This is a genomic window from Pseudomonas sp. UTLPPB19802, assembly GCF_059730225.1.
Window position 1 is genome coordinate 6346690 of the sequence record NZ_AP048545.1, and the last position, 25668, is coordinate 6372357.

Below are 25668 nucleotides of genomic sequence, written 5' to 3' on the forward strand. Positions count from 1 at the left end.
CTACTTATCCGGGCTGTCGATGGTCAGGTTCTGTTGCACGGCGGTATTGCTTGCCAAAGGCTGGCTGCGACCGATCCATTCACCGGACATTGGCTGGCCGGCGCGGGATACCCGTGCAACCAGTTGGACTTCAGGAAAGTTCGACAGTTTCAATTGCGGCATCATCGCGTCCGCGTCGCCCAACTCGACCGTGGCTGGCAAATCGGCCACGGTCAGGCGCTTGGCCGCCAAGGGCGCCGGAGGCCCTTGGGTGGCACGGGCAAAGATGAATACGCTGTCGCCCGGCTGGACCTTGGCCTTGAGGCCCGCTGCCAGGTCGACCCGTACCTTGAGCAGTGCGCCTTTCTCAGCCGGCGCCTTCTCGACAGGCGCCACGGCAACCTTGCCACCGCTCTCCAGCAGCTTCTCGCTGGCACGGTCGATACCGCCCTGCAAGGCCGCGCGGGACTGATCCTGCGCCGGCAACTGCACCAGCAGGCGCTTCCAGTAGTCGATCGCTTCCTGGTAGCGCTGCGCCTCGAACGCGGCAATCCCCAACAGGCCCAGGCTGGTGACTTCATTTGGATCAGCCTTGAGCGCCTCATCAGTCAATGCCTGGACCTGGGGCGACCACTGCTTGCCATCGGCGAAGTAACGCGCCTGCGCCCATTGCCCAAGCAGCTCGGGCTGGCGCCCGGCGAGCTTGACCGTGCGCTCGAAGATCTTCGCCGCATCGCCTGGCCGGTCCTGGGCCATGTAGGCACGGCCAAGGAAATACAGGCCTTCGGCCGAGTCCGGCTGGGCGGCAACCGCTCGCTCCAGGCGGCGGGTCATGTCTTCCATGGACTGCGGCGCCTGGGCGAATTCGCGGGTCAGTTCAACCTTGTCGCTGGCACCGAAATGCAGGTACAGGACCATCCCGAGCACCGGCACCAACAGCGCCGCCAGCAGTGGCAGCGGCCTGCCCAGGCGCGAAACCGGCGCCGGGCCGACACCCTCGGTATCGGCCAGCAGCTCGCGAGCGGCTTCGGCCCGGGCGCTGTCCATCTGCGCGGCAGTCAGCACACCCTCGTCGTGCTGAGCCTGCAGCTCAGCCACGCGTTCCTGGTACAGCGCCACGTTGAGCGCGGTTCGATTCTCTTCCTGCTGGGCACGGCGATCACGCAGGATCGGGATCAGCAGGAAACTCAGGGCAATCAGCAACAACAGACCGGTAGCAAGCCAGAAATCAATCATTCGTGGTTTTTATCCAGCAGGTGGTCGAGGCGCTCGCGCTCCTCGGCGGAAAGCACGTCCGGGGTTTCGCCGCGCTGGGCGCGACGACGGCGGACGATCACGGCGATGACGACCAGGCCGCCCAGCAACAACCCGGCCGGGCCGAACCAGAGCAGCGCGGTCTTGCCGGTCAGCGCCGGCTTGTAGCGGACGAAATCGCCATAACGATCGACCATGAAGCCGATGATCTGCTGATTGTCCTTGCCCTCGCCGAGCATGCGGAAGATCTCCCGGCGCAGGTCGGCGGCAATCGGCGCGTTGGAGTCGGCGATGTCCTGGTTCTGGCACTTGGGGCAGCGCAGTTCCTTGGTCAGGTCGCGGAAACGCTCGCGCTCGGCATCATTGGCGAACTCGTAGGTATCGATGGCGGCGTGGGCCACGCCGGACAGGCTCAAGCCAAGGGCAACGGCGGCTAACCAGCGCTTCATGGCCGAGCCTCGTCCACCAGTGCCTGGTACACCGGCGCCAGTTGCTCGCGCCAGACCACGTCGTCGATCACCCCGACGTACTTGTGACGGATCACACCCTTCGCATCGATGAAGAAGGTTTCCGGTGCGCCATACACGCCCAGGTCCAGGCCGAGGCTGCCCTGCTCGTCGCGGATATCCAACTGGTACGGGTTGTGGAAATCCTTCAGCCACTTCAGCGCTTCGGCATTGTCATCCTTGTAGTTCACGCCGTAGATGCGCACGCCCTGCTGCGCCAGCTTGTTCAGTACCGGGTGCTCGACCCGGCAGGAAATGCACCAGGTGCCCCAGACGTTGACCAGCGCCGGCTGACCATGCAGGTCGAGCTGGGTCAGGGTCTTCTCGCCCTGTACATCGGGCAGGGAGAACGCCGGGAACGGCTTGCCGATCATTGCCGACGGCAACTCGGCCGGGTCCAGGTACAACCCGCGATAGAGAAACACCGCCACCAGCAGGAACACCGCCAGCGGCACTACCATTATCCAACGCTTCATGCCGTCGCTCCGCTCATGCCCAATGCTTCCTTCACGCGGCTCTTGACCTTGAGCCGATAGCGCCGATCGAGCGCCGCCAGCGCGCCACCGAGGGCAGTCAGCAGCCCGCCGAACCAGATCCAGCGCACGAACGGCTTGACGTGCACCCGCACCGCCCAGGCGCCATCGCCCAGTGGTTCGCCGAGAGCGACGTAGAGGTCACGGGTGAAACCGGCATCGATCCCGGCTTCGGTCATCATCGATTGCTGCACAGTGTAGAGGCGCTTTTCCGGATGGAGTACAGCCACTTCGCGGCCCTTGTCGATCACCCGGACAGTGCCCTTGTCCGAGGTGAAGTTCGGCCCTTCGAAGTGTTTGGCGCCTTCGAAGACGAACTGGTAACCGGCCAGTTCCATGGATTCGCCCGGTGCCAGGCGCAGGTCGCGCTCAGCGCTTTCCTGGCTCGACAGCACCACGCCCAGGGCGCAGACCGCGATGCCCAGGTGCGCCAGATGCATGCCCCAGTAGCTGCGGGTCAGCGTTGGCAGGCCCTTGAACAGGCCCTTGTGACGGGTCTTGTCGAGGATGTCGCGCACACCCGCCAGGACCACCCAGGCCGCCAGCAGGAAGGTCGCCAGCACCGCCCAGTTGAAATCGCCGTAGACCAGGCCGGCCACCACCGCCAGAGCGACGCTACCGAGCAGGACCGGGGCGAGCATGCCCACCAGCCATTTGACTGGGGTGTCTTTCCAGCGCACCAGCACACCGACCGCCAGCACCACCATCAGCACCGCCATCAGCGGGATGAACAGCGCATTGAAGTACGGTGGGCCGACCGACAGCTTGGCCCCGCTCAGGGCGTCGAGCACCAGCGGGTACAGGGTCCCCAGCAGGATCATCGAGGCGGCCACCACCAACACCAGGTTGTTGGCCAGCAGCAGCGTCTCGCGGGACCACAGGTTGAAGCCGACCTGGCTCTTCACCACTGGCGCGCGCAAGGCGAACAGTGTCAGCGAACCGCCGACCACGAACAGCAGGAAGATCAGGATGAACACGCCACGGGCCGGATCGGAAGCGAACGCGTGCACCGAAGTCAGCACGCCCGAACGCACCAGGAAGGTACCGAGCAGGCTGAGGGAGAATGCAGCGATGGCGAGCAACACCGTCCAGCTCTTGAACACCCCGCGCTTTTCCGTGACCGCCAGGGAATGGATCAGAGCCGTGCCCACCAGCCAGGGCATGAACGAGGCGTTTTCCACCGGGTCCCAGAACCACCAGCCACCCCAGCCGAGTTCGTAATAGGCCCACCACGAGCCCAGGGTGATCCCCAGGCCGAGGAAGGCCCAGGCCACGATGGTCCACGGCCGCGACCAGCGCGCCCAGGCCGCATCGAGGCGACCGCCGAGCAATGCGGCAATGGCGAAGGCGAAGGCCACGGAGAAGCCGACATAGCCCATGTACAGCATCGGCGGATGGACGATAAGGCCGATGTCCTGCAACAACGGGTTGAGGTCGCGACCATCGGCCGGAATCTGCGGCAGGATGCGCGAGAACGGGTTGGAGGTGAGGATCAGGAACGACAGGAAGCCGGAACTGATCATGCCCATCACTGCCAGCACCCGCGCCAGCATCACCTGTGGCAACTGGCGCGAGAACACCGAGACGGCGAAGGTCCAGCCACCGAGGATCAGCGCCCAGAGCAGCAGCGAGCCTTCGTGGGCCCCCCATACGGCGCTGAACTTATAGTACCAGGGCAAGGCGCTGTTGGAATTGCTGGCGACGTAGGTGACGGAGAAGTCATCGGTCATGAACGCGTAGGTCAGCACCCCGAAGGCAAACACCAGGAAGGCGAACTGCCCCCAGGCCGCCGGCTGTGCCAGGCTCATCCACAGGCGGTCGCCACGCCAGGCACCGAGTAGCGGGACGCTGGCCTGCACGAGGGCAAAGCACAGCGCCAGGATCATGGCCAGGTGGCCAAGCTCGGGAATCATGATCAACCCTCCTTCGCAGGCGTCGGGGCGGCCTGGCCGCTGTCCTTGAGTGCCTTGGTCACTTCCGGTGGCATGTACTTCTCGTCGTGCTTGGCCAGCACCTCGTCGGCCACCACCACGCCTTCGGCGTTCAGCTTGCCGAGGGCGACAATGCCCTGCCCTTCGCGGAACAGGTCGGGGAGAATGCCGCGGTAACTGATGGTCACGGACTTGTTGAAATCGGTGACCACGAACTTCACGTCCAGCGAGTCGCTGGAACGGACCAGCGAGCCCTTCTCGACCATGCCGCCGGCGCGAATGCGCGTATCCAGCGGTGCCTCGCCATTGGCGATCTGGGTCGGGGTGTAGAACAGGTTGATGTTTTCCTGCAGGGCGCTCAGGGCCAGGCCGACGGCAGCGCCGACCCCGACCAGGATCGCCAGGATGATGATCAGTCGCTTCTTGCGCAGCGGGTTCACTTGCTATTCTCCCGGCGCAGACGACGCGCCTCCTGTTGCAGGTAACGCCGGCGTGCCAGCAGCGGCGCCGCGACGTTGATGAGCAGTACCGCCAGGCAGATGCCATAGGCCGACCAGACATACAGGCCGTGATGGCCCATGGCGAGAAAATCGCCGAATGACGCAAAAATCATCGAGCCGCCTCCAGTTCGCTCAATACCTCGGCCTTGACCCAACTTGCCCGCGCTTCGCGCTTGAGCACTTCGAGGCGCATGCGCAGCAGCAGCACGGCGCCGAAGAAGCAGTAGAAACCGAGCACGGTCAGCAGCAGCGGCAACCACATTTCAACCGGCATCTCCGGCTTCTCGGTCAGGGTGAAGGTCGCGCCCTGGTGCAGGGTGTTCCACCACTCCACCGAGTACTTGATGATCGGAATGTTGATCACGCCGACGATCGCCAGTACCGCGCAGGCCTTGGCGGCGCTGTCACGATTGGTGATGGCGTTGCCCAGGGCGATCAGGCCGAAATAGAGGAACAGCAGGATCAGCATCGAGGTCAGGCGCGCGTCCCAGACCCACCATGCGCCCCAGGTCGGCTTGCCCCAGATGGCTCCAGTGACCAGCGCCACGGCGGTCATCCAGGCGCCGATGGGCGCCGCGCATTGCAGGGCGACGTCGGCCAGTTTCATCTTCCACACCAGCCCGACCACCCCGCAGACCGCCAGCATCACATAGCAGGACTGCGCCAGCATGGCCGCAGGCACGTGGATGTAGATGATGCGAAAGCTGTTGCCCTGCTGGTAGTCCGGCGGCGCGAAGGCCAACCCCCAGACCACTCCGCTGGCGATCAGCAGCACGGCGGCGATACTCAGCCAGGGCAGCAGGCGCCCGCTGATGCCATAAAACCATTTGGGCGAGCCCAGCTTGTGAAACCAAGTCCAGTTCATCACGGTACATCCAAGGGTCTTTGCTGGCCGTAAACCGGCCAGACCTCATTATTCGCCGACGCTGATCTTCAGGCCAGCCGCTATTGCAAAAGGTGCCAGGGTCACTGCCAGGGCGGCCAGGCTGCCGAGCCAGAGCAGATAACCGGTGGCCGGCATGCCCTGCAACGCGGCCTGCAAGGCCCCGCTGCCGAGAATCAATACCGGGATATACAAGGGCAGGATCAGCAGTGCCAACAACAGGCCACCGCGCTTGAGCCCCACCGTCAGCGCCGCGCCTACCGCACCGAGCAGGCTCAGCACCGGTGTTCCCAGCAGCAGCGATGACAACAGCACCGGCAGGCAGGCGCTCGGCAAGCCGAGCATCAATGCCAGCAACGGCGCCAGCAACACCAGCGCCAGACCGGAAAACACCCAGTGTGCCAGTACCTTGGCCAGCACCAGAAGAGCCAGGGGGTGCGGCGAAAGGACCCACTGTTCAAGGGAACCGTCCTCGAAATCACTGCGGAAAAGCCCGTCCAGCGAGAGCAGGACGGACAAAAGTGCCGCGACCCACAGCAGCCCCGGAGACAAGGCTTGCAACATATTCGTCTCGGGACCGACCGCCAACGGAAACAGCGCGATCACGATGGCAAAGAACACCAGCGGATTGGCCAGTTCGGCCGGACGCCGGAACAGCAGCCGCGCCTCGCGGGCAAACAATAGACCGAAGACACTCATACCGCCCACCGCCCGAGGTCCAGGTCGCGGTAGCCCACGGGCACCCGCGTGAGAGTGTGATGGGTGGTCAGCACGATCATTCCGCCACGCTCGCAATGACCGGCCAGGTGCTCCTCCAACTGCGCCACGCCTTGCTTGTCGAGGGCGGTGAAGGGTTCATCGAGGACCCACAGCGGCGGGCTGTCCAGGTACAGCCGGGCCAGGGCCACGCGACGTTGCTGGCCGGCGGAAAGCGTGTGGCAAGGCACGTCCTCGAAACCACGCAGGCCGACAGCGGCCAGGGCCTGCCAGATCGCTTCGCGCGCGGCCGGCCGGTGCAATGCACAGAGCCAGCGCAGGTTTTCCTCGGCGCTCAGCAAATCCTTGATGCCGGCGGCATGGCCGATCCACAGTAACGTGCGCGCCAGCTCGCTGCGCTGGCTGTCCAGGGGTTCGCCATTGAGGCGGATCTCGCCGCTGGTGGGCTGCATCAGCCCGGCCAGCAGGCGCAACAGACTGGTCTTGCCACTGCCGTTGGGGCCGCTGATCTGCACCATGTCGCCGGGATTCAGACGCAGTTCGAGGTTCTCGAACAGCATCCGCCAATCACGCTCACAGGCGAGTGCTACGGCTTCTAGAAGAGGGCTGGTCAAATGATCGAAGCCTTTTGCGGTTCTCAAGTCGGCCATGACGCGGCCGTTAACGTAAGGCAGCATAATTGCTTTTGCAGCTCGTTCCAGAGAGCTGCGTCAATTTATGCGATAGTTTGGACACACTTTCGGGAACGGCGCGGCATTATACATGCATCGCCCTACTCCAAAGAGGGCTATCTCAACAGGTTGCGACCCGATGACAGGCGAATTCAACATCCCTCCGCTGGCCCAGTTGATCCCGGCCAGCAGCCGCCCGACGGTGCAGGCCGGCGAGCTGCTGAAGCTGACGCCGCCGCTGGACGGACTGATTGCGCCCGGGCAAAGCGCCAGGGCCGATATCCTGTCGCTGAAGCAGACCGACCAGACCTTCCAGTTGCTGCTCAAGCTGACCACTGAAAACGGTCGCCAGACCACGGTGCAAGCCACCAGCGACCAGCCACTGCCCCAGGGCGCCCAACTGACCGTGACACAGCCGTCGGCCGGTAACCTGGCCGTCACCGTGCAACAGGCCCTCAGCGCCAGCGCCGCCGCCCTGACCCGCCTGGATACCACGCAACTGCCACTCGGCACACTGTTGCAGGGCAAGGTCCTGACCAGCCAGGCGCTACCGCAAGTACCGGGGCAGCCGCAGGTATATCGCTCGCTGGTCAGCCTCCTCAATACCTCACTCAGCGGCACCACCCTGACCCTCGACAGCCCCCAGCCACTGCGCATCGGCAGCCTGCTCAGCGCCCTGGTCGAAGGCTCGCAGAGCCTGAGCTTCGTGCCCCTGGGTGGGCGCCAGGATCAACTGGCAGTGACCCAGCAGTTGCTGGCCCAGCAAGGCCGCCAGGGCTCGCTGGACAGCCTGCTCAACAGCCTGCAGAACCTGCCACGCAGCGCCGACCTGCCGGCCGACCTGCGCAGCGCCATCGCCACGCTGCTCGCCGACCTGCCGGACATCAGCCAGTTGAGCACCCCCAAGGGCCTGGCCCAGGCCCTGCAGAACAGCGGGTTGTTCCTCGAAGCCAGGCTGCTGCTGGGCCAGAACCCAGCGATGGTCCCCGACCTCAAGGGCAACCTGCTGCGCCTGATCGCACAGATAACGCCGCAATTGCCGGACGGTGCCGCCAGCAACCCGGGAGCCTCCGCCGCCGTACTCGCCCAGGCCCTGCCGGGTTTCGTCCGCAGCGCCCTAGGCGCACTCGGCCAGGTCGGCGGCAAGCCCCAGCCGATCAGTTTTCCGCTGCCCTCGCGGTTGCTGCAGAGCCTGGCCGGCGAAGGTGACCTGGAAAACCTGCTGCGCCTCGCCGCGGCGGCGGTCTCGCGCCTGCAAAGCCATCAGCTGTCGAGTCTGGAACAGACCGGTCGCACCGCCGATGGCAACCTGCAGACCACCTGGCAACTGGAAATTCCCATGCGCAACCTGCAAGACATCGTGCCCTTGCAGGTCAAGATCCAGCGTGAGGAACGGGAAGAAAGGGAATCGAACGACAAACCCGAACCACGTGAGCAGAAGTCGCAACTGTGGCGGGTGGAACTGGCCTTCGATCTCGACCCGCTGGGCCCGCTGCACGTCCAGGCGCAATTGCTCAGTGGCAGCCTGTCTGGTCATCTCTGGGCCGAACGCGAGCAAACCGCCAACCTGATCGAAAGCCAACTGGACGCCCTGCGCAAGCGCCTGCTGGACTCGGGGCTCAACGTCGGCGAACTCGACTGTCACCGGGGCACCCCACCGCAAGGCAAGCAAACCCGACTGGAACAACGCTGGGTCGACGAAACCGCATGAGAAATCCGAACACCCCACGCCAGGCCATCGCCCTCAAGTACGACGGCCAACAGGCCCCGACCCTGATCGCCAAGGGCGACGAAGAACTGGCCGAAGCCATCCTCAAGCTGGCCCGCGACTACGAAGTGCCGATCTATGAGAACGCCGAACTGGTGAAACTGCTGGCGCGCCTGGAACTGGGCGACAGCATTCCCGAGGAGTTGTACCGGACTATCGCGGTGATCATCGCCTTCGCCTGGAACCTGAAGGGCAAGGTGCCACAGGGGTTCGAGCCGCTACCGGAACCGGTGGAAAAAGACGTCACCGAACGGGGCGACGATTACTGATGTGCAAGGCAGGCCAGACAGCCTGCCTGAAACGTGGAACCTGCCGCAGCCGAGGATCAGCTGCGATGCAGCTTGCTCATCAACTCGGCCTCGGCCTGGGTCAGTCCGCAGGCCTGGGTCAATTCGTCGATACTGGCGCCCATGCCTACCAGCCGGGCGGCCTGGGCGAAGGACAGGGTCGAGGGATCGCGCTGTTCCAGCTGGGCCAGCTTGTCCGGCAGGGGCGCAACCACCGCCCGCAACTCGTGCAGATCCTCGCCCATGCGAACCGTGCCGTTCTGGAAGTTGTCGACCCGGCGGGCCAGTTCCTTGATGCGCTGGTCGCGCAGCGCATCGCCCTCGGCCTGCTGTGCGGCAATTTTCTGCTGGTTGCGCACATGGAACAGGAACATCCCCAGCGTCCCGATCCACAACAGGACCAGGAGGATGACTATGACCTCAAGAATCAATCAGATGCTCTCCAGCTCGGACCATTCTTCTTCAGTCATCATTTTGTCCAGCTCGACCAGGATCAGCAGTTCGCCATTCTTGTTGCAGACGCCCTGGATGAACTTGGCCGACTCTTCGTTACCCACGTTCGGTGCGGTCTCGACTTCCGACTGACGCAAGTAGACAACTTCAGCCACGCTGTCGACCATGATCCCGACGACCTGCTTGTCGGCCTCGATGATGACGATACGGGTGTTGTCGTTGACTTCGGTCGGCATCAGGCCGAAACGCTGGCGGGTGTCGATCACGGTGACGACGTTGCCGCGCAGGTTGATGATCCCCAGCACGTAGCTCGGCGCACCCGGCACCGGAGCGATCTCGGTATAGCGCAGGACTTCCTGGACCCGCATCACGTTGATGCCATAGGACTCATTGTCCAGCTTGAACGTCACCCACTGCAGGATTGGATCATCGGAACCCTGTGAAGACGCTGACTTATTCATACCCCTGCCCCTCGATTACCGTTGATACGGTGTGTGTGCTGTCTGACGCCCTGACGCACTGGTCGCCCTGACGCTGTTGTTTATGTCGGTTTGTGCAACTGCATCTGCTTGACGGCACCGCTGGCGATCAACTCGGCCAGCTCGGAGACATCGAGCAACGCACACATGTGTTCGATGACCGTGCCAGCCAGCCACGGTCGCTGCCCACGCTGGGTGCGCCATTTGATCTCGTTGGGGTCCAGGCGCAACGAGCGGCTGACCTGGTGCACCGCCAGCCCCCACTCATAACCCTGGACCGAAATAACGTATTGCAGGCCCTGGCGGAAGTCGTCGCGATAGCGATCGGGCATCACCCAGCGGGCCGTATCCAGCACCTTCAGGTTGCCGGCCTGGCTCGGCAGGATGCCCAGGAACCATTCCGGCTGCCCGAACAACGGCGTCAACTCCTGGCCAGCCAGGGAATAGATCGATCCCAGGCAGACCAGCGGCACCGCCAGGGTCAACCCGGCGACATCGAACAGCAGGCACTCGAACGGCTCCGCCGCCCAATGCGGGCGCGTATCCCCCTCGACCGGCGGTGGCGGCGTATTGCCGACTGGCGGCAAATGCACTTCGACCACCGGCTCCACCAATACCGCGGCGACCGGTTCGGCCACCACCACCTCGACCTGTGCCAGTGGCACTTCGGCCTTGACCACGGGGGCCGGCGCAACCGGCACTGCCTGCGCGGCCAGGGCATCGCGGGCCTGTTCCTCGAGGACCGCCGCCTGGAACTCATCGAGTTCGTTGACCGGCTCGGGCTCAGGCTCGACCGCAATCTCGATCGCCGGCTCTACCGCCAGCTCCACCGGCAGTTCTTCAGTCGCCTCCTGGAGCAAGGCATCCAGATAGGACTGCAGTGCCAGTTGCGGACGAGTGGTGATGTCGACGGGACGGATCATCTGAATGCCCATGAAAATGTCCCGCTACAGTGTTCTGTAGGAGTTATCGGCTGAAACGGCAGGTGACTTGAATGCAACACGTCAGGCCACCTGTGGAACGAGCTGCTGGGACAGCAGATGCTTGAGCAGGGCACGGTAGGCCAGTACCCCACGGCTCTTGCCATCGAACTGCGAAGGCGTGACCCCAGCCCGGCTGGCGTCGCGCAGGCGCGTATCGACCGGGATATAACCCTGCCAGATCGCTTCGGGAAACTTGTCGCGCAGCACGCGCAGGGTGCCCATGGAAGCCTGGGTCCGACGATCGAACAAGGTCGGCACGATGGTAAAAGGCAAGGCCTGGCGACGTGAGCGGTTGATCATCGCCAAGGTATTGACCATGCGCTCCAACCCCTTCACCGCAAGGTGTTCGGTCTGCACCGGTACCACCAGTTGCTGGCTGGCCGCCAAGGCATTGACCATCAGCACGCCGAGCAGCGGCGGACTGTCGATCACCGCATAGTCGAAATCCTGCCACAGTTGCGCCAGGCTCTTGGCAATCACCAGGCCCAACCCGCTCTGCCCCGGCGACAGGCGCTCCAGGGTCGCCAGCGCGGTACTCGACGGCAACAGGGAAATCCGCTCGTCGCTGGTGGACAGCAACAGCTGGCCGGGCAAGCCGTCGGGTACCTGGCCCTTGTGCTGGAACAGGTCGAAGTTGCTGTGCTCCAGCGTGTCCGGGTCGTAGCCGAAGTAGCTGGTCATCGAGCCATGAGGGTCGAGATCGACAACGACCACGCGCTTGCCCGCCTCAGCCAGCAGACCGGCTAGAGCGATGGAGGAAGTGGTCTTACCGACGCCACCTTTTTGATTGGCTACTGCCCAGACTCTCATTCAGTGTGTTCCTCCCGGCAAAAATGTCAGGCCTGCCGAGAAATAGCGCTAAGTTATAGAGCAGGTGCCGGAGATTTGACGGAGTTCTCGCGTACCGCTTGCTTTACCGCTGGCGGTGCAGTTTGTGTGCCAGCCCGCTTCAAAGCCGCATCGGGTGTCGCATTGGCAGTACCGGTACCGGTCAGGCTGCGCCGCACATCGAGGTTACGCGACACCACCAGCACCACCCGGCGATTGCGCGCACGGCCTTCGGCGGTGGCATTGTTGGCCACCGGCTGGAACTCACCGTAGCCGACCGACGCCATGCGCTGCGGGTTGACCCCTTCCATCGCCATCATTCGCACGATGCTCGACGAGCGCGCCGAGGACAGCTCCCAGTTGGTGGGGTACTGCGCCGTACGGATCGGCTGGTCATCGGTGAAGCCCTCGACGTGGATCGGGTTGTCGAACGGCTTCAGGATCTTCGCCACCTTGGCGATGATGTCGAACGCCTTGTCGCTGGGCAAGGCATCGCCACTGCCGAACAACAGACCGGAATTGAGCTCGATCTCCACCCACAACTCGTTGCCGCGGACGGTCATCTGATTGGAACTGATCAGGTCGCCGAACGCCGCGCTGATATCGTCGGCGATGCTCTTGAGCGGATCCGCCGCGCCCTGGCCGAACGCTGCATCGGTCTGCTCGGAATCCTTGATCAGCGGGTCGGCCGGTTTGACAGTGACTGGCCGCTCGTCGCCGATGGGGATCGGCTTGAGGCTGCGATCGGCGTCGGTGAACACGCCGACCAGCGCCTGGGAAATGATCTTGTACTTGCCTTCGTTGATCGACGAGATCGAGTACATGACCACGAAGAATGCGAACAAGAGGGTAATGAAGTCGGCATAGGAAACCAGCCAACGCTCGTGGTTCACATGCTCTTCGTGGTGACGACGCCTGGCCATGTCTACTCCATCAGTCCATGAAGCCCTGGAGCTTCAATTCGATGGAGCGCGGGTTCTCGCCCTCGGCAATCGACAGGATGCCTTCGAGCAGCATTTCCCGGTAGCGCGACTGGCGTATGGCGATCGACTTCAGCTTGCTGGCGATCGGCAGCAGCACCAGGTTGGCACTGGCCACGCCGTAGATGGTCGCAACGAACGCCACGGCAATGCCGCTACCCAGCTGAGACGGGTCGGCAAGGTTGCCCATGACATGGATCAGGCCCATGACCGCGCCGATGATGCCGATGGTCGGCGCGTAGCCACCCATGCTTTCAAAAACCTTGGCGGCTTCGATATCGCGACTTTCCTGGGTGAAGAAATCCACTTCGAGAATGCTGCGGATGGCTTCCGGCTCGGCACCGTCGACCAACAGTTGCAGGCCCTTGCGCGAGTAGCTGTCGGCCTCGGTGTCGGCTACGCCTTCCAGGCCCAGCAAGCCTTCCTTGCGGGCGGTCAGGCTCCAGTTGACCACACGATCGATGCCCCCGGCCAGGTCGACCCGGGGCGGGAAAAAGATCCAGTCAAGAATCTGGATGGCGCGCTTGAAGGCGCTCATCGGCGATTGCAGCAAGGCTGCGCCGATGGTCCCACCGAGCACGATCAGTGCCGCCGGGCCGTTGGCCAGTGCACCGATATGACCACCTTCGAGGAAATTGCCGCCGATAATGGCGACAAACGCCATGATGATACCAATGAGGCTCAACACATCCATCAGAGACAGGCCTCGACCAGGTGCTTGCCGATATCGTCCAGGCTGTATACGGCGTCCGCCAGGTCTGCCTTGACGATCGCCATCGGCATGCCGTAGATCACGCAACTGGCCTCATCCTGGGCCCAGACCGCGCTGCCACCCTGCTTGAGCAGGCGCGCACCCTCGCGACCATCGGCGCCCATGCCGGTGAGGACCACCGCCAGGACCTTGTCACCGTAGGACTTGGCCGCGGAACCGAAGGTGATATCCACGCAGGGCTTGTAGTTGAGGCGCTCGTCACCCGGCAGGATTTTCACCGAACCGCGGGCGTCGACCATCATCTGCTTGCCACCTGGCGCCAACAAGGCCAGGCCCGGACGCAGGATGTCACCATCCTCGGCTTCCTTGACGCTGATCCGGCAGAGCTTGTCCAGGCGCTCGGCAAAGGCCTTGGTGAAAGCCGCCGGCATATGCTGGATCAACACGATCGGAGCAGGGAAATTCGCCGGCAGTTGTGTCAGTACCCGCTGCAGGGCCACCGGGCCGCCAGTGGAAGTACCGATCGCCACAAGCTTGTAGGCCTTGCGCTTGGGTGTTCCCGAGGTCGTCGGAGCGGCCGCCGGGGTACGGCTGGCGACCGGCGTGGTACGGGCCGGAGCGGGAGCCGGGGCATGGCTGCTGGAAAAACTGCTGGTGCCGGACGGCGCGGGAGCAGGCGCCGCAGTGGGGTGCGGTGCCGGGGCGCTGTAGCTGCTGAAACGACGGTTGCTGCGCGAGATGCTGTGAACCTTCTCACACAGCAGTTGCTTGACCTTCTCTGGGTTGCGCGAGATGTCTTCGAAGTTCTTCGGCAGGAAATCCACCGCACCGGCATCCAGAGCGTCAAGCGTGACGCGGGCGCCTTCGTGGGTCAGGGAGGAAAACATCAGCACCGGCGTCGGACAGCGCTGCATGATATGCCGCACCGCCGTGATGCCGTCCATCATTGGCATCTCGTAGTCCATGGTGATCACGTCCGGCTTGAGCGCCAGCGCCTGATCAATGGCTTCTTTACCGTTGGTCGCCGTACCGACGACCTGGATGCTCGTATCCGCCGAAAGGATTTCCGAGACGCGGCGGCGGAAAAAACCCGAGTCATCCACCACCAGGACCTTGACTACCATAAACACTCCGTTAGGCCTGGCGGCGGACTCATGTCCTGCCGCCGAACCGGAATCAAATACGCCGTGCGGCGTAACGCTTGAGCATGCTCGGCACATCGAGAATCAGCGCGATGCGACCGTCACCGGTAATGGTGGCGCCCGACATGCCCGGGGTTCCCTGCAGCATTTTGCCCAGTGGCTTGATTACCACTTCCTCCTGGCCAACCAATTGATCGACGACAAAGCCGATGCGTTGAGTGCCCACGGAAAGGATCACCACGTGGCCTTCGCGCTGCTCTTCGTGAGCCGCGGAGCTGACCAGCCAGCGCTTGAGATAGAACAGCGGCAACGCCTTGTCGCGTACGATCACCACTTCCTGGCCGTCGACCACGTTGGTGCGCGACAGGTCGAGGTGGAATATCTCGTTGACGTTGACCAGCGGGAACGCAAAGGCCTGGTTGCCGAGCATCACCATCAGGGTCGGCATGATCGCCAGGGTCAGCGGGACCTTGATGACGATCTTCGAGCCCTTGCCCTTGGTCGAGTAGATGTTGATGGTGCCGTTGAGCTGGGCGATCTTGGTCTTCACCACGTCCATGCCCACGCCGCGGCCCGACACGTCGGAGATCTCGGTCTTGGTCGAGAAGCCCGGGGCGAAGATCAGGTTGAAGCAGTCGGTCTCGCTCAGGCGGTCGGCTGCATCCTTGTCCATCAGGCCTTTCTTCACGGCGATGCTGCGCAACACGTCGGCGTCCATGCCCTTGCCGTCATCGGAAATCGACAGCAGGATGTGGTCGCCTTCCTGTTCGGCCGAGAGCACTACCCGACCGCTGCGCGCCTTGCCCATCGCCTCGCGGTCGGCCGGTTCCTCGATACCGTGGTCGACCGAGTTGCGCACCAAGTGGACCAACGGGTCGGCCAGGGCCTCGACGAGGTTCTTGTCGAGGTCGGTTTCTTCACCCACCAGTTCCAGGTTGATTTCTTTCTTCAGTTGCCGTGCCAGGTCACGAACCAGGCGCGGGAAGCGGCCGAAGACCTTCTTGATCGGCTGCATGCGGGTCTTCATCACCGCGGTCTGCAGGTCGGCAGTCACCACGTCGAGGTTGGACACCGCCTTGGACATGGCTTCGTCGCCGCTGTTGAGCCCGAGGCGCACCAAGCGGTTACGCACCAGCACCAGCTCGCCGACCATGTTCATGATCTCGTCAAGGCGCGCGGTGTCGACCCGTACGGTGGTTTCCGCTTCACTGGCCGCCGGTTTTTCGCCACCACCGGCCGCGGCAGGAGCCGGCGCACGAGCTGGAGCCGGTGCCGCAGAGGCGGCAGCCGGAGCCTTGGCGGCTGGCGTGGGTGCTGCCGCCGGCGTCTTGGCGGCCGGTGCTGCAGCGGCGGCAGGGGTCGCAGCAGCGGCGGGCTTGGCCGCCACGGGAGCAGCCGCCGTCGCGGCCACTTCGGAGAACTTGCCCTTGCCGTGCAGCTCGTCGAGCAGCGACTCGAATTCCTGGTCGGTGATCAGGTCACCACCGGAAGCTCCGGTGACTTCCGCAGCCTGGGCGGCGGCAGCACCGGTGTCGATACCCTCGACCTTGAACGATCCCTTGCCGTGCAACTGATCGAGCAGGGCTTCGAACTCGTCATCGGTAATATCGCCGTTGTCGGGTGCTTCACCCGCCGCCGGGGCTGCCGCAGGGGCTGCGGCGGATGCTGGCGTCGCGACAGCGTCGGGCGCGAACTGGCCCTTGCCATGCAACTGGTCGAGCAGCGACTCGAACTCGGCGTCGGTGATTTCATCACTCTCGGCCTCACCTTCCGCAGCGGCCGCCTTGGGCGCATCGGCCTCGGCACCGTCGAGCGAGTCGAGCAGTTGTTCGAATTCATTGTCGGTAATATCACCCGACGGGCTTTCGGCGACCGGCTCAGGCTCAGCTACCGCGACCTCGGCCACCGGCTCGGGCGCAGGTTCTGCCCCGGCAGGTTCCGCCAGACGCGACAATGCCGCCAGCAGCTCAGGAGTCGCGGGAGTGATCGGGCTGCGCTCGCGCACTTGACCGAACATGCCGTTGACCGCGTCCAGCGCTTCCAGGACCACGTCCATCAGCTCCGCGTCAACGCGACGCTCACCCTTGCGCAGGATGTCGAACACGTTCTCGGCGATGTGACAGCACTCCACCAGCTCATTGAGCTGGAGGAAGCCGGCGCCCCCTTTTACAGTGTGAAAACCGCGAAAAATGGCATTGAGCAGATCCGCATCGTCCGGCCGGCTTTCCAGCTCGACCAGTTGTTCGGACAGTTGCTCAAGAATCTCGCCGGCCTCAACCAGGAAATCCTGAAGGATCTCTTCATCGGCGCCGAAGCTCATGTGTATGGGTGCTCCTAGAATCCAAGGCTGGAAAGCAAATCGTCGACATCGTCCTGGCCGGACACAACGTCTTCACGTTTATCGGCATGAATCTGCGGACCTTCACCCTTTGCCATTTGTTTTTGTGGATCTTTTTGCGCGAGGATGGCTTCGCGGTCATGTTCGATACCGGCAAAGCGATCCACCTGGCTGGCCATCAGCACCAGCTTGAGCAGGTTGCTCTCGACCTCGGTGACCATGTGCGTGACACGCTTGATCACCTGGCCGGTCAGATCCTGATAGTCCTGGGCCAGCAGGATGTCGTTGAGATCGCTCGAGACGGCCTGGGTCTCCTGCTCGCTGCGCGTCAGGAAACTGTCGACTCGCCGGGCCAATGCGCGAAATTCCTCGGCACCGACCTCGCGGCGCATGAAGCGCCCCCAGTCGGCGCTCAGCGCCTTGGCTTCGTCATTCAGGCCATTGACCCGCGGCGTCGCGCTCTCCACCAGGTCCATGGTGCGATTGGCCGCCGCCTCGGTCAGCCTGACCACATAGGACAGGCGCTCGGTGGCGTCGGTGATCTGCGAGACTTCCTCGGCTTGCGGCATGGTGGGATCGATCTGGAAATTGACGATCGCACTGTGCAGCTCGCGGGTCAGCTTGCCGACTTCCAGATACAGGCCGCGGTCACGGGTCTGGTTCAGCTCATGGATCATTTGCACCGCGTCGCCGAAGCGGCCTTTTTCAAGGCTTTCGACCAGTTCGCGGGCATGTTTTTTCAGGGTCGATTCAAAATCGCCCAGAGAAGATTCGTTGTGCTCCATAGCGCCCCCGTGGCGGACTTCATCAACCGATGCGTTCGAAGATCTTCTCGATCTTCTCTTTCAACGCCTGGGCCGTGAATGGTTTGACCACATAACCGTTCACACCCGCCTGGGCAGCCTCGATGATCTGCTCGCGCTTGGCTTCGGCCGTGACCATGAGGACCGGCAGATGCTTGAGCTTCTCGTCGGCACGTACGTGGCGCAGCAGATCGATGCCGGTCATGCCGGGCATGTTCCAGTCGGTGACCAGAAAGTCGATGCTGCCACTATTGAGCACCGGAATGGCGGTGGTACCGTCATCGGCCTCGACAGTGTTGGTGAACCCGAGGTCACGCAACAGGTTTTTGATGATCCGCCGCATCGTTGAAAAGTCATCAACAATGAGGATTTTCATGTTCTTGTTCAATTCGACCTCCAAGCAGTCTTAAACGCGTTTCAGCACCTGGACGCGCTGTTAAATCAATTCGGCACAACACTCGACAAGGCTTTGTACCCTACTGCATGGAAACCACAACCGGCCGAGCCACCGATGCACCGTCACACGCCGCATCGGTCTCGTTCGCAGTGTCCCCACACACTGCCCCGTCAACGCGCTCGCCACTCTCCCAAACGCCCCCGCAAACGGGCTGCGCACTGGCTATGCAACTGGCTGACTCGCGACTCGCTGACCCCCAGCACCTCACCGATTTCCTTGAGGTTCAGTTCCTCGTCATAGTACAGCGACAAGACCAGCCGCTCACGCTCCGGCAAATTGGCAATCGCGTCCGCCAGTGCGGCCTGGAAGCGTTCATCCTCCAGGTCGCGCGACGGTTCGAGATGAGCGCTCGCGCCATCCTCATGCAACCCTTCATGCTCGCCGTCCTGCAACAGGTCGTCGAAACTGAACAGTCGGCTGCCCAAGGTATCGTTCAAAATCCCGTAATAATCATCGAGACTCAATTGGAGTTCGGCTGCAACCTCATGATCTTTAGCGTCGCGACCGGTTTTCGCTTCAATTGAGCGAATTGCGTCGCTGACCATGCGGGTATTGCGGTGCACCGAGCGCGGCGCCCAGTCCCCCTTGCGCACCTCGTCGAGCATCGCGCCACGGATGCGGATACCGGCATAGGTCTCGAAACTCGCACCCTTGCCCGAATCATATTTGGTCGAGACTTCGAGCAAACCGATCATGCCGGCCTGGATCAGGTCTTCGACCTGAACACTGGCCGGCAGCCGCGCCAGCAGGTGATAAGCGATCCGCTTGACCAGGGGCGCGTAACGCTCGATCAATTCATACTGGCTGTCACGCGAGGATTTGGAATACATGCGATAGCCACTTGCAGTCATAGCACCGGTCCCGCACTCGTTTGAAGTACCAGACGTTCGACGAAGAATTCCAGATGCCCACGAGGGTTCGCGGGCAACGGCCAGGTATCGACCTTCTGCGCGATAGCCTTGAACGCCAGGGCGCATTTCGAACGTGGGAAAGCCTCGTAGACCGCACGCTGCTTTTGCACGGCCTTGCGAACGCATTCGTCATAGGGAACGGCGCCCACGTATTGTAGGGCGACGTCCAGGAAGCGATCCGTGACCTTGGTCAACTTGGCGAACAGATTGCGACCTTCCTGCGGGCTCTGGGCCATGTTGGCCAGCACCCGGAAACGACTCATGCCGTAATCGCGATTGAGCAACTTGATCAGCGCATAGGCGTCGGTGATCGAGGTCGGCTCATCGCAGACCACCAGCAACACTTCCTGGGCCGCGCGGACAAAACTGACTACCGAGTCACCAATACCCGCAGCGGTGTCGATCACCAGCACGTCGAGATTGTCGCCGATATCACTGAACGCCTGGATCAGGCCGGCGTGCTGCGCCGGATTGAGATTGACCATGCTCTGGGTCCCGGAGGCCGCCGGCACGATGCGAATCCCGCCAGGCCCTTGCAGCATCACGTCACGCAACTCGCAGCGGCCCTCGACCACATCGGCCAGGGTCCTTTTCGGGGTCAGCCCCAGCAGGACGTCGACGTTCGCCAGCCCCAGATCGGCATCCAGCAGCATGACACGCCGGCCAAGCTCAGCCAGTGCCAGGGACAAGTTCACCGACACGTTAGTCTTTCCGACGCCACCCTTGCCGCCGGTCACCGCAATCACCTGTACGGGATGCATGCTGCCCATGTTCTCTTCTTACCTTGTCTTGCTTAGACGGAAGGCCACATAACTGGCTGCGCTTTCCCGAAGGAAACTGATGCCTGGCAGACCATCGATGTAGATGCGTTGCAACGTCTTCATGGTTACCTCACCCCACTCGCTTGGAGGGGCTGTGGTAGATGTCAGCGAACATATCGGCCATGGCCTCTTCGCTGGGTTCTTCCTGCATTTGCACGCTGACCGCGCGGCTCACCAGCTGGTGGCGACGCGGCAAATGCAGATCGTCCGGAATCCTCGGGCCATCGGTCAGATAGGCCACCGGCAGTTCATGGCTGATGGCCAGGCTCAGCACCTCGCCGAGGCTCGCCGTCTCATCCAACTTGGTCAGGATGCAACCGGCCAGGCCACAGCGCTTGTAGCTGTGATAGGCGGCGGTGAGCACCTGCTTCTGGCTGGTCGTGGCCAGGACCAGATAATTCTTCGCCTTGATCCCGCGACCGGCCAGGCTTTCCAACTGCATGCGCAAGGCCGGGTCGCTGGCTTGCAGGCCGGCGGTATCAATCAGCACCACGCGCTTGCGCAGCAGCGGATCGAGCGCCTGGGCCAGGGACTGGCCAGGGTCGACGTGGGTCACCGACACGTTGAGAATCCGCCCCAGGGTCTTGAGTTGCTCCTGGGCGCCGATACGGAAGCTGTCCATGCTGACCAGCGCAATGTTCTGTGCGCCGTACTTGAGTACGTAGCGCGCCGCCAGCTTGGCCAGCGTGGTGGTCTTGCCCATGCCGGCGGGGCCGACCATGGCGATCACGCCCCCCTCTTCGAGCGGTTCGATCTCCGGCGTGACGATCATCCGCGCCAGGTGCGCCAGCAGCATGCGCCAGGCCTGGCGCGGCTCCTGGATCTCGGTGGTCAGCGCCAGCAGGTCGCGCGACAGCGGACCGGACAGGCCGATACGCTGCAAGCGCCGCCACAGGTTGGCCTGCTCCGGTTGACGACCCTGCAACTGGTTCCAGGCCAGCGAGCCCAGTTGCACTTCCAGCAACTCGCGCAGGCCATTGAGTTCCGAGCGCATCGAGTCGAAGACCCGCTGGTCGACTGCCGGGGCGGCCGCAGCCGGCGCCGGGGCAGGACGCCGTGGCTCGCTGAAGGTCGGTTCGATCAACGGCTCCGCAGCGGTCAGCGGCAGTCCGGCGAACAATTGGCGATTGGTCGATCCATCGTTTTCACCCTCATTGCGCAGGCTCAGTTCGGCCTGGGCAGTGACGATCCGCGACTGGGTCTTGCGCAGCTCGTCCTCGAGCTCCATGTTCGGAACCCGTGGAGCCAGGGCCGAGAGCTTGTAGTCGAGCGCAGCCGTCAGCTCGACACCGCCCGCAATACGGCGATTGCCGATGATGGCCGCATCCGAGCCCAATTCGTCACGAACCAGCTTCATGGCCTGACGCATATCGGCGGCGAAAAAACGCTTAACTTGCATAACCCACTACCTCAGCCGTTGGGCCCTACTGTCGCAACGATGGTGACTTGCTTGTTGTCCGGAATTTCCTGGTAGGCCAGCACATGCAGGCTGGGTACCGCCAGGCGACCGAACCGCGAAAGCATCGCGCGAACCGGACCGGCTACCAGCAGGATCACCGGCTGCCCCTGCATCTCTTGACGCTGGGCGGCTTCAATCAGTGACCGCTGAAGCTTTTCAGCCATGCTCGGTTCGAGGAGAACACCCTCTTCCGAGCCCTGTCCGGCCTTCTGCAGACTATTGAGCAATATTTGTTCCAACCTTGGCTCCAAGGTGATCACAGGCAGCTCGGAGTCAAGCCCTACAATGCTTTGGACGATTGCACGGGATAATCCGACGCGCACCGCGGCAACCAAAGCGGCAGTATCTTGACTCTTCGAGGCATTGTTGGCGATCGCTTCGGCAATACTGCGGATATCGCGAACCGGCACGTGTTCGGCCAGCAGCGCCTGCAGTACCTTGAGCAGATGCGACAGGGAAATGATCCCCGGCACCAGTTCCTCGGCCAGCTTCGGCGAGCCCTTGGCCAGCAATTGCATGAGCTGCTGGACTTCTTCGTGGCCGATCAGCTCGCTGGAATGCTTGTACAGAATCTGGTTGAGGTGGGTCGCCACCACGGTACTGGCGTCCACCACGGTGTACCCGAGCGACTGCGCCTGGGAACGCTGGCTGATCTCGATCCAGACCGCCTCCAGCCCGAAAGCCGGGTCCTTGGCGGTAATCCCGTTGAGGGAGCCGTAGACCTGCCCGGGATTGATCGCCAATTCGCGATCGGGATAGATCTCGGCCTCGGCCAGGATCACACCCATCAGGGTCAGGCGGTAGGCGCTGGGCGCCAGGTCGAGGTTGTCACGAATATGCACAGTGGGCATCAGGAAGCCAAGGTCCTGGGACAGCTTCTTGCGCACCCCCTTGATCCGCGCCAGCAATTGCCCGCCCTGGTTGCGATCCACCAGCGGAATCAGGCGATAACCGACTTCCAGGCCGATCATGTCGATCGGGGTCACGTCATCCCAGCCCAGCTCCTTGGTTTCCATGGCGCGAGCTGGCGACGGCAGCAGTTCCTGCTGGCGCTGGACTTCGGCCAGGGCCTGGACCTTGGCGACATTCTGTTTTTTCCAGAGCAGATAGGCTGCACCACCGGCCACCAGCGCCAGGCTGAGGAAGGAAATGTGCGGCATGCCCGGCACCAGGCCCATCACCGCCATCAGGCCGGCAGACACGGCCAGGGCCTTGGGAGAGGCGAACATCTGCCGGTTGATCTGCTTGCCCATGTCTTCCGAGCCGGAAGCACGGGTCACCATGATGGCAGCCGCTGTGGATAACAACAGTGATGGCAATTGCGCCACTAAACCGTCACCGATGGTCAGCAGGGCATACACCCGGCCCGCGTCGGCGAAGGTCATGTTGTGCTGGAAGATCCCGACCGCCATGCCGCCGATCAGGTTGATGAACAGGATCAGCAGGCCGGCGATGGCGTCACCGCGAACGAATTTGCTGGCACCGTCCATCGAGCCATAGAACTCGGCTTCCTGGGCCACTTCCGCACGACGCGCCTTGGCCTGTGCCTGGTCGATCAGGCCGGCGTTGAGGTCGGCATCGATCGCCATCTGCTTGCCAGGCATCGCATCGAGGGTGAAACGTGCGCTCACCTCGGAGATCCGCCCGGCACCCTTGGTCACCACGACGAAGTTGATGATCATCAGGATCGCGAAAACCACGATACCGACCACGTAGTTACCGCCGATCACCACCTCACCGAACGCCTGGATCACCTTACCGGCGGCGGCATGGCCTTCCTGGCCATGGAGCATGACCACCCGGGTGGATGCCACGTTCAGGGCCAGGCGCAACAGCGTGGCCACCAGCAGGATGGTCGGGAACACGGCGAAGTCCAGCGGCCGCAGTGCGTACACGCAGACCAACAGGACGACGATCGACAGGGCGATGTTGAAGGTGAAGAACACGTCCAGCAGGAAGGCCGGCACCGGCAGCATCATCATCGCCAGCATGACCAACAGCAGCAGCGGCACCCCCAGGTTGCCCCGGCCGAGACCGACCAGGTTGCTGCGGGCAGTGTTGATGAGTTGAGAGCGATCCACCGGTATTCCTCGTCACCTTGAAGCAAACTTTTGACGCCAGCGGGCGCCGTGGAGCTGCTTCTGCAAGAAGCTCTCCAACTATGACGAAGACGTTGAAAATGCGGCTATGCGCAAGGCTTGCGGGCCTCTTCGCGGGCAAGCCCGGCTCCTAGAGGGTTTGCGTCGTACACCCATGCCGTGTATTGCTCCGCCACCCGTTGTAGGAGCAGGGCTTGCCCGCGAAGGGGCCCGCAAGCCCCACACAAGACCGGCAGATAGGGCACCAATCAGGAATCGCGGCGCAAATCGGGCGGAATCGGCAGGTCGTCCTTGAGCGGGTCCGGGCGCTTGCCCTTGCCCGCACGGAACTGACGGATCTGGTAGACGTAGGCCAGTACCTGCGCCACCGCCAGGTAAAGCCCGGCCGGAATCTCCTGCTCCAGCTCGGTGGAGTAGTAGATCGAGCGCGCCAGGGCCGGCGATTCGAGCAACATGATCTCGTGTTCGACGGCGATCTCCCGAATTTTCAGGGCAATGAAGTCATTACCCTTGGCCAGCAGCACCGGCGCGCCACCCTTCTCGGAATCGTACTTGAGTGCGACCGCATAGTGAGTCGGGTTGGTGATGACCACGTCCGCCTCGGGAATCGCCGCCATCATCCGGCGCTGGGACATCTCGCGCTGCAACTGGCGAATCCGCTGCTTGACCTCAGGCCGCCCTTCCTGGTCCTTGTACTCGTCGCGCACTTCCTGCTTGGTCATCAACAGCTTCTTGTGGCTTTCCCACAACTGTACCGGTACGTCGACTGCCGCGATCAGCAACAGGCCGAGGGACATCCACAGAGCGCTCCACCCCACCAGTTGCAGGCTGTGGATAATGGCCATTTCCAGGGGCTCGTGGGCGATTCGTACCAAGTCGTCGATATCCGACGACAACACCGCCAGCGCCACCAGCAGGACGATGAAGAACTTCGCCAGGGCCTTGAGCAGTTCCACAAGAGCCTTGGTCGAGAACATCCGCTTGAGGCCGGACAACGGATTCATCCGACTGAACTTGGGCGCCATGCTGCCGGCGGCGAACAGCCAGCCACCGAGGGAAATCGGCCCGACGAAGGCGGCGACCAGCAAGGTCAGGAGAATCGGCTGCACCGCCAGGATCGCCAACTTGCCCGACTGCAGCAGGAAAATCGCCATGTAGCGCTGGTCCAGCACCACCTCGCGAGTCAGGGTGAAGTTCAGCCGCATCAGCTCGGCCATTTCCTGCGCCAGCGTGCCACCGAATACCAGCAAGCCACCCGCCCCGGCCAGCATCACCGCAAGCGTGTTGAGCTCCTTGGAACGGGCGATCTCGCCCTTTTCCCGGGAGTCCTTTTTTCGTTTCTCCGTGGGTTCTTCTGTCTTGTCCTGACCGCTCTCGCTCTCTGCCATGCTCAGCGCGCCCGTGCCAGTTCACGTAAAAACTGCAGGGCCTCGACGACCAGCGGTTGATACTGATTGAGAATATCCCCGAGACTGACCCAGAGGATCAACATCCCCAGCGCCAGGGTCAGCGGGAAGCCGATGGAAAAGATGTTCAGTTGCGGCGCGGCGCGAGTCATGATGCCGAATGCCACGTTGACTACCAGCAGCGCGGTGATCGCCGGCAATACCAGCATCAACGCCGCCGCGAGGACCCAGCCGAGCTTGCCGGCGATCATCCAGAAATCCGTGGCCGACAGGCCGCTGCCCACCGGCAGGGTGGTGAAACTCTCGGTCAATATCTCGAATACCACCAGATGGCCGTTCATGCCGAGGAACATCAGAGTCACCAGCATGGTGAAGAACTGCCCGATCACCGCCGTCGAAACCCCGTTGACCGGGTCGACCATGGACGCAAAGCCCATGCCCATCTGGATCGCGACGATCTGCCCGGCCACCACGAACGCCTGGAAGAACAACTGCAGGGAGAAACCGAGCAAGGCACCGATGATGATCTGCTCGACGATCAGCATCAACCCGCTGAGATCAAGCGGATGGACCTCGGGCATTGGTGGCAGGCCCGGCGCGATGACCACGGTAATGGCAACGACGAAATACAGCCGTATCCGCCGGGAAACCAGGGTGGTGCTGAAGATCGGCATGGTCATCAGCACCGCGCCGACCCGGAACAGCGGCAGCATGAAGCTCGCGACCCAGGTGCTGATCTGCGTATCGGTCAGCGCGAGCAGCGACATG

Annotated in this window: 27 protein-coding genes; 2 read left to right on the forward strand and 25 right to left on the reverse strand. The window is 62.9% G+C overall.

What is annotated here, in order from left to right:
• The 9 genes from ccmI to ccmA are packed head-to-tail and all read right to left on the reverse strand — an operon-like array spanning position 1 to position 6953.
• The gene (gene ccmI / locus AC6I6U_RS27720) at positions 1–1215 is read right to left on the reverse strand and encodes a c-type cytochrome biogenesis protein CcmI (protein ID WP_497879169.1); all 1215 of its coding nucleotides are present in this window, start codon (positions 1213–1215) and stop codon (positions 1–3) included.
• Complete coding sequence (locus AC6I6U_RS27725; RefSeq protein WP_497879170.1) at positions 1212–1682, reverse strand: cytochrome c-type biogenesis protein; 471 nt, start codon at positions 1680–1682, stop codon at positions 1212–1214. Before AC6I6U_RS27725 ends, ccmI begins: the two co-directional genes overlap by 4 nt.
• On the reverse strand, positions 1679–2215 hold the full coding sequence (locus AC6I6U_RS27730; protein ID WP_497879171.1) for a DsbE family thiol:disulfide interchange protein: 537 nt from the start codon (positions 2213–2215) through the stop codon (positions 1679–1681). The genes AC6I6U_RS27725 and AC6I6U_RS27730 overlap by 4 nt, the downstream gene beginning before the upstream one ends.
• Entirely contained in the window at positions 2212–4185 is a 1974-nt protein-coding gene (locus AC6I6U_RS27735; protein ID WP_497879172.1) for a heme lyase CcmF/NrfE family subunit, read from the reverse strand. Before AC6I6U_RS27735 ends, AC6I6U_RS27730 begins: the two co-directional genes overlap by 4 nt.
• 2 nt (positions 4186–4187) lie before the next feature.
• Positions 4188–4643, reverse strand: a complete 456-nt coding sequence (gene ccmE, locus AC6I6U_RS27740; protein WP_497879173.1) for a cytochrome c maturation protein CcmE — start codon at positions 4641–4643, stop codon at positions 4188–4190.
• Positions 4640–4816 (reverse strand): heme exporter protein CcmD, encoded by a 177-nt coding sequence (ccmD, locus tag AC6I6U_RS27745; RefSeq protein WP_497879174.1) that lies wholly within the window; start codon positions 4814–4816, stop codon positions 4640–4642. Before ccmD ends, ccmE begins: the two co-directional genes overlap by 4 nt.
• Positions 4813–5571, reverse strand: a complete 759-nt coding sequence (locus AC6I6U_RS27750; protein ID WP_497879175.1) for a heme ABC transporter permease — start codon at positions 5569–5571, stop codon at positions 4813–4815. The genes ccmD and AC6I6U_RS27750 overlap by 4 nt, the downstream gene beginning before the upstream one ends.
• Positions 5572–5616: 45 nt before the next feature.
• Positions 5617–6285, reverse strand: a complete 669-nt coding sequence (gene ccmB / locus AC6I6U_RS27755) for a heme exporter protein CcmB (RefSeq protein ID WP_497879176.1) — start codon at positions 6283–6285, stop codon at positions 5617–5619.
• Positions 6282–6953 carry a cytochrome c biogenesis heme-transporting ATPase CcmA gene (gene ccmA / locus AC6I6U_RS27760; protein WP_497879177.1) on the reverse strand — a complete coding sequence of 224 codons (672 nt, stop codon included), beginning with the start codon at positions 6951–6953 and terminating at the stop codon, positions 6282–6284. The genes ccmB and ccmA overlap by 4 nt, the downstream gene beginning before the upstream one ends.
• Positions 6954–7113: 160 nt before the next feature.
• Here ccmA and fliK point away from each other — a divergent pair, with 160 nt between their 5' ends.
• Complete coding sequence (gene fliK / locus AC6I6U_RS27765; protein ID WP_497879178.1) at positions 7114–8685, forward strand: flagellar hook-length control protein FliK; 1572 nt, start codon at positions 7114–7116, stop codon at positions 8683–8685.
• The gene (locus AC6I6U_RS27770) at positions 8682–9011 is read left to right on the forward strand and encodes an EscU/YscU/HrcU family type III secretion system export apparatus switch protein (RefSeq protein ID WP_497879179.1); all 330 of its coding nucleotides are present in this window, start codon (positions 8682–8684) and stop codon (positions 9009–9011) included. Before fliK ends, AC6I6U_RS27770 begins: the two co-directional genes overlap by 4 nt.
• 56 nt (positions 9012–9067) lie before the next feature.
• Here AC6I6U_RS27770 and AC6I6U_RS27775 read toward each other — a convergent pair whose 3' ends face one another.
• The 16 genes from AC6I6U_RS27775 to fliR all read right to left on the reverse strand — a co-directional run bounded on the left by AC6I6U_RS27775 (position 9068) and on the right by fliR (position 25667).
• Positions 9068–9460 carry a DUF2802 domain-containing protein gene (locus AC6I6U_RS27775; protein ID WP_497879180.1) on the reverse strand — a complete coding sequence of 131 codons (393 nt, stop codon included), beginning with the start codon at positions 9458–9460 and terminating at the stop codon, positions 9068–9070.
• Positions 9461–9943 carry a chemotaxis protein CheW gene (locus AC6I6U_RS27780; protein ID WP_010449884.1) on the reverse strand — a complete coding sequence of 161 codons (483 nt, stop codon included), beginning with the start codon at positions 9941–9943 and terminating at the stop codon, positions 9461–9463. It abuts the gene before it with no gap.
• Positions 9944–10023: 80 nt separating this feature from the next.
• Positions 10024–10884 carry a CheW domain-containing protein gene (locus AC6I6U_RS27785; RefSeq protein WP_497883117.1) on the reverse strand — a complete coding sequence of 287 codons (861 nt, stop codon included), beginning with the start codon at positions 10882–10884 and terminating at the stop codon, positions 10024–10026.
• 81 nt (positions 10885–10965) lie between these two features.
• Entirely contained in the window at positions 10966–11754 is a 789-nt protein-coding gene (locus tag AC6I6U_RS27790) for a ParA family protein (protein ID WP_497879181.1), read from the reverse strand.
• A 53-nt stretch (positions 11755–11807) separates the two neighbouring features.
• The gene (gene motD / locus AC6I6U_RS27795; RefSeq protein ID WP_497879182.1) at positions 11808–12695 is read right to left on the reverse strand and encodes a flagellar motor protein MotD; all 888 of its coding nucleotides are present in this window, start codon (positions 12693–12695) and stop codon (positions 11808–11810) included.
• A 10-nt stretch (positions 12696–12705) separates the two neighbouring features.
• On the reverse strand, positions 12706–13446 hold the full coding sequence (locus AC6I6U_RS27800) for a flagellar motor protein (protein WP_497879183.1): 741 nt from the start codon (positions 13444–13446) through the stop codon (positions 12706–12708).
• Positions 13446–14588 (reverse strand): protein-glutamate methylesterase/protein-glutamine glutaminase, encoded by a 1143-nt coding sequence (locus tag AC6I6U_RS27805; protein WP_497879184.1) that lies wholly within the window; start codon positions 14586–14588, stop codon positions 13446–13448. The genes AC6I6U_RS27800 and AC6I6U_RS27805 overlap by 1 nt, the downstream gene beginning before the upstream one ends.
• Positions 14589–14640: 52 nt before the next feature.
• On the reverse strand, positions 14641–16926 hold the full coding sequence (locus AC6I6U_RS27810; RefSeq protein ID WP_497879185.1) for a chemotaxis protein CheA: 2286 nt from the start codon (positions 16924–16926) through the stop codon (positions 14641–14643).
• A 14-nt stretch (positions 16927–16940) separates the two neighbouring features.
• Positions 16941–17729, reverse strand: a complete 789-nt coding sequence (locus AC6I6U_RS27815; protein WP_497879186.1) for a protein phosphatase CheZ — start codon at positions 17727–17729, stop codon at positions 16941–16943.
• A 22-nt stretch (positions 17730–17751) separates the two neighbouring features.
• Complete coding sequence (locus tag AC6I6U_RS27820) at positions 17752–18123, reverse strand: chemotaxis response regulator CheY (protein WP_003183998.1); 372 nt, start codon at positions 18121–18123, stop codon at positions 17752–17754.
• A 191-nt stretch (positions 18124–18314) separates the two neighbouring features.
• Entirely contained in the window at positions 18315–19055 is a 741-nt protein-coding gene (gene fliA / locus AC6I6U_RS27825; protein ID WP_497879187.1) for an RNA polymerase sigma factor FliA, read from the reverse strand.
• Positions 19052–19885, reverse strand: a complete 834-nt coding sequence (gene fleN / locus AC6I6U_RS27830) for a flagellar synthesis regulator FleN (protein WP_497879188.1) — start codon at positions 19883–19885, stop codon at positions 19052–19054. Before fleN ends, fliA begins: the two co-directional genes overlap by 4 nt.
• Before the next feature lie 121 nt (positions 19886–20006).
• Positions 20007–21335: a flagellar biosynthesis GTPase FlhF gene (gene flhF / locus AC6I6U_RS27835; protein WP_497879189.1), complete on the reverse strand. Its 1329-nt coding sequence runs from the start codon at positions 21333–21335 to the stop codon at positions 20007–20009.
• Between the two features lie 11 nt (positions 21336–21346).
• Positions 21347–23476 (reverse strand): flagellar biosynthesis protein FlhA, encoded by a 2130-nt coding sequence (gene flhA, locus AC6I6U_RS27840; protein WP_497879190.1) that lies wholly within the window; start codon positions 23474–23476, stop codon positions 21347–21349.
• 266 nt (positions 23477–23742) lie between these two features.
• Entirely contained in the window at positions 23743–24882 is a 1140-nt protein-coding gene (gene flhB / locus AC6I6U_RS27845) for a flagellar biosynthesis protein FlhB (protein WP_497879191.1), read from the reverse strand.
• A gap of 2 nt (positions 24883–24884) precedes the next feature.
• On the reverse strand, positions 24885–25667 hold the full coding sequence (gene fliR / locus AC6I6U_RS27850; protein ID WP_497879192.1) for a flagellar biosynthetic protein FliR: 783 nt from the start codon (positions 25665–25667) through the stop codon (positions 24885–24887).
• Position 25668: the final 1 nt, after the last annotated feature.

Excerpts from the sequence above, each read along its gene's own strand:
- fleN (WP_497879188.1), bottom strand. The coding sequence starts at position 19,885 with ATGGGCAGCATGCATCCCGTACAGGTGATTGCGGTGACCGGCGGCAAG.
- AC6I6U_RS27800 (WP_497879183.1), bottom strand. The coding sequence starts at position 13,446 with ATGGATGTGTTGAGCCTCATTGGTATCATCATGGCGTTTGTCGCCATT.
- fliK (WP_497879178.1), top strand. The coding sequence starts at position 7,114 with ATGACAGGCGAATTCAACATCCCTCCGCTGGCCCAGTTGATCCCGGCC.
- AC6I6U_RS27725 (WP_497879170.1), bottom strand. The coding sequence starts at position 1,682 with ATGAAGCGCTGGTTAGCCGCCGTTGCCCTTGGCTTGAGCCTGTCCGGC.
- AC6I6U_RS27815 (WP_497879186.1), bottom strand. The coding sequence starts at position 17,729 with ATGGAGCACAACGAATCTTCTCTGGGCGATTTTGAATCGACCCTGAAA.
- flhF (WP_497879189.1), bottom strand. The coding sequence starts at position 21,335 with ATGCAAGTTAAGCGTTTTTTCGCCGCCGATATGCGTCAGGCCATGAAG.
- AC6I6U_RS27810 (WP_497879185.1), bottom strand. The coding sequence starts at position 16,926 with ATGAGCTTCGGCGCCGATGAAGAGATCCTTCAGGATTTCCTGGTTGAG.
- fliR (WP_497879192.1), bottom strand. The coding sequence starts at position 25,667 with ATGTCGCTGCTCGCGCTGACCGATACGCAGATCAGCACCTGGGTCGCG.
- ccmI (WP_497879169.1), bottom strand. The coding sequence starts at position 1,215 with ATGATTGATTTCTGGCTTGCTACCGGTCTGTTGTTGCTGATTGCCCTG.
- AC6I6U_RS27780 (WP_010449884.1), bottom strand. The coding sequence starts at position 9,943 with ATGAATAAGTCAGCGTCTTCACAGGGTTCCGATGATCCAATCCTGCAG.
- AC6I6U_RS27785 (WP_497883117.1), bottom strand. The coding sequence starts at position 10,884 with ATGATCCGTCCCGTCGACATCACCACTCGTCCGCAACTGGCACTGCAG.
- fliA (WP_497879187.1), bottom strand. The coding sequence starts at position 19,055 with ATGACTGCAAGTGGCTATCGCATGTATTCCAAATCCTCGCGTGACAGC.
- ccmD (WP_497879174.1), bottom strand. The coding sequence starts at position 4,816 with ATGATTTTTGCGTCATTCGGCGATTTTCTCGCCATGGGCCATCACGGC.
- AC6I6U_RS27735 (WP_497879172.1), bottom strand. The coding sequence starts at position 4,185 with ATGATTCCCGAGCTTGGCCACCTGGCCATGATCCTGGCGCTGTGCTTT.
- ccmB (WP_497879176.1), bottom strand. The coding sequence starts at position 6,285 with ATGAGTGTCTTCGGTCTATTGTTTGCCCGCGAGGCGCGGCTGCTGTTC.
- flhB (WP_497879191.1), bottom strand. The coding sequence starts at position 24,882 with ATGGCAGAGAGCGAGAGCGGTCAGGACAAGACAGAAGAACCCACGGAG.
- AC6I6U_RS27790 (WP_497879181.1), bottom strand. The coding sequence starts at position 11,754 with ATGAGAGTCTGGGCAGTAGCCAATCAAAAAGGTGGCGTCGGTAAGACC.
- AC6I6U_RS27820 (WP_003183998.1), bottom strand. The coding sequence starts at position 18,123 with ATGAAAATCCTCATTGTTGATGACTTTTCAACGATGCGGCGGATCATC.
- motD (WP_497879182.1), bottom strand. The coding sequence starts at position 12,695 with ATGGCCAGGCGTCGTCACCACGAAGAGCATGTGAACCACGAGCGTTGG.
- ccmA (WP_497879177.1), bottom strand. The coding sequence starts at position 6,953 with ATGGCCGACTTGAGAACCGCAAAAGGCTTCGATCATTTGACCAGCCCT.
- AC6I6U_RS27805 (WP_497879184.1), bottom strand. The coding sequence starts at position 14,588 with ATGGTAGTCAAGGTCCTGGTGGTGGATGACTCGGGTTTTTTCCGCCGC.
- AC6I6U_RS27770 (WP_497879179.1), top strand. The coding sequence starts at position 8,682 with ATGAGAAATCCGAACACCCCACGCCAGGCCATCGCCCTCAAGTACGAC.
- AC6I6U_RS27730 (WP_497879171.1), bottom strand. The coding sequence starts at position 2,215 with ATGAAGCGTTGGATAATGGTAGTGCCGCTGGCGGTGTTCCTGCTGGTG.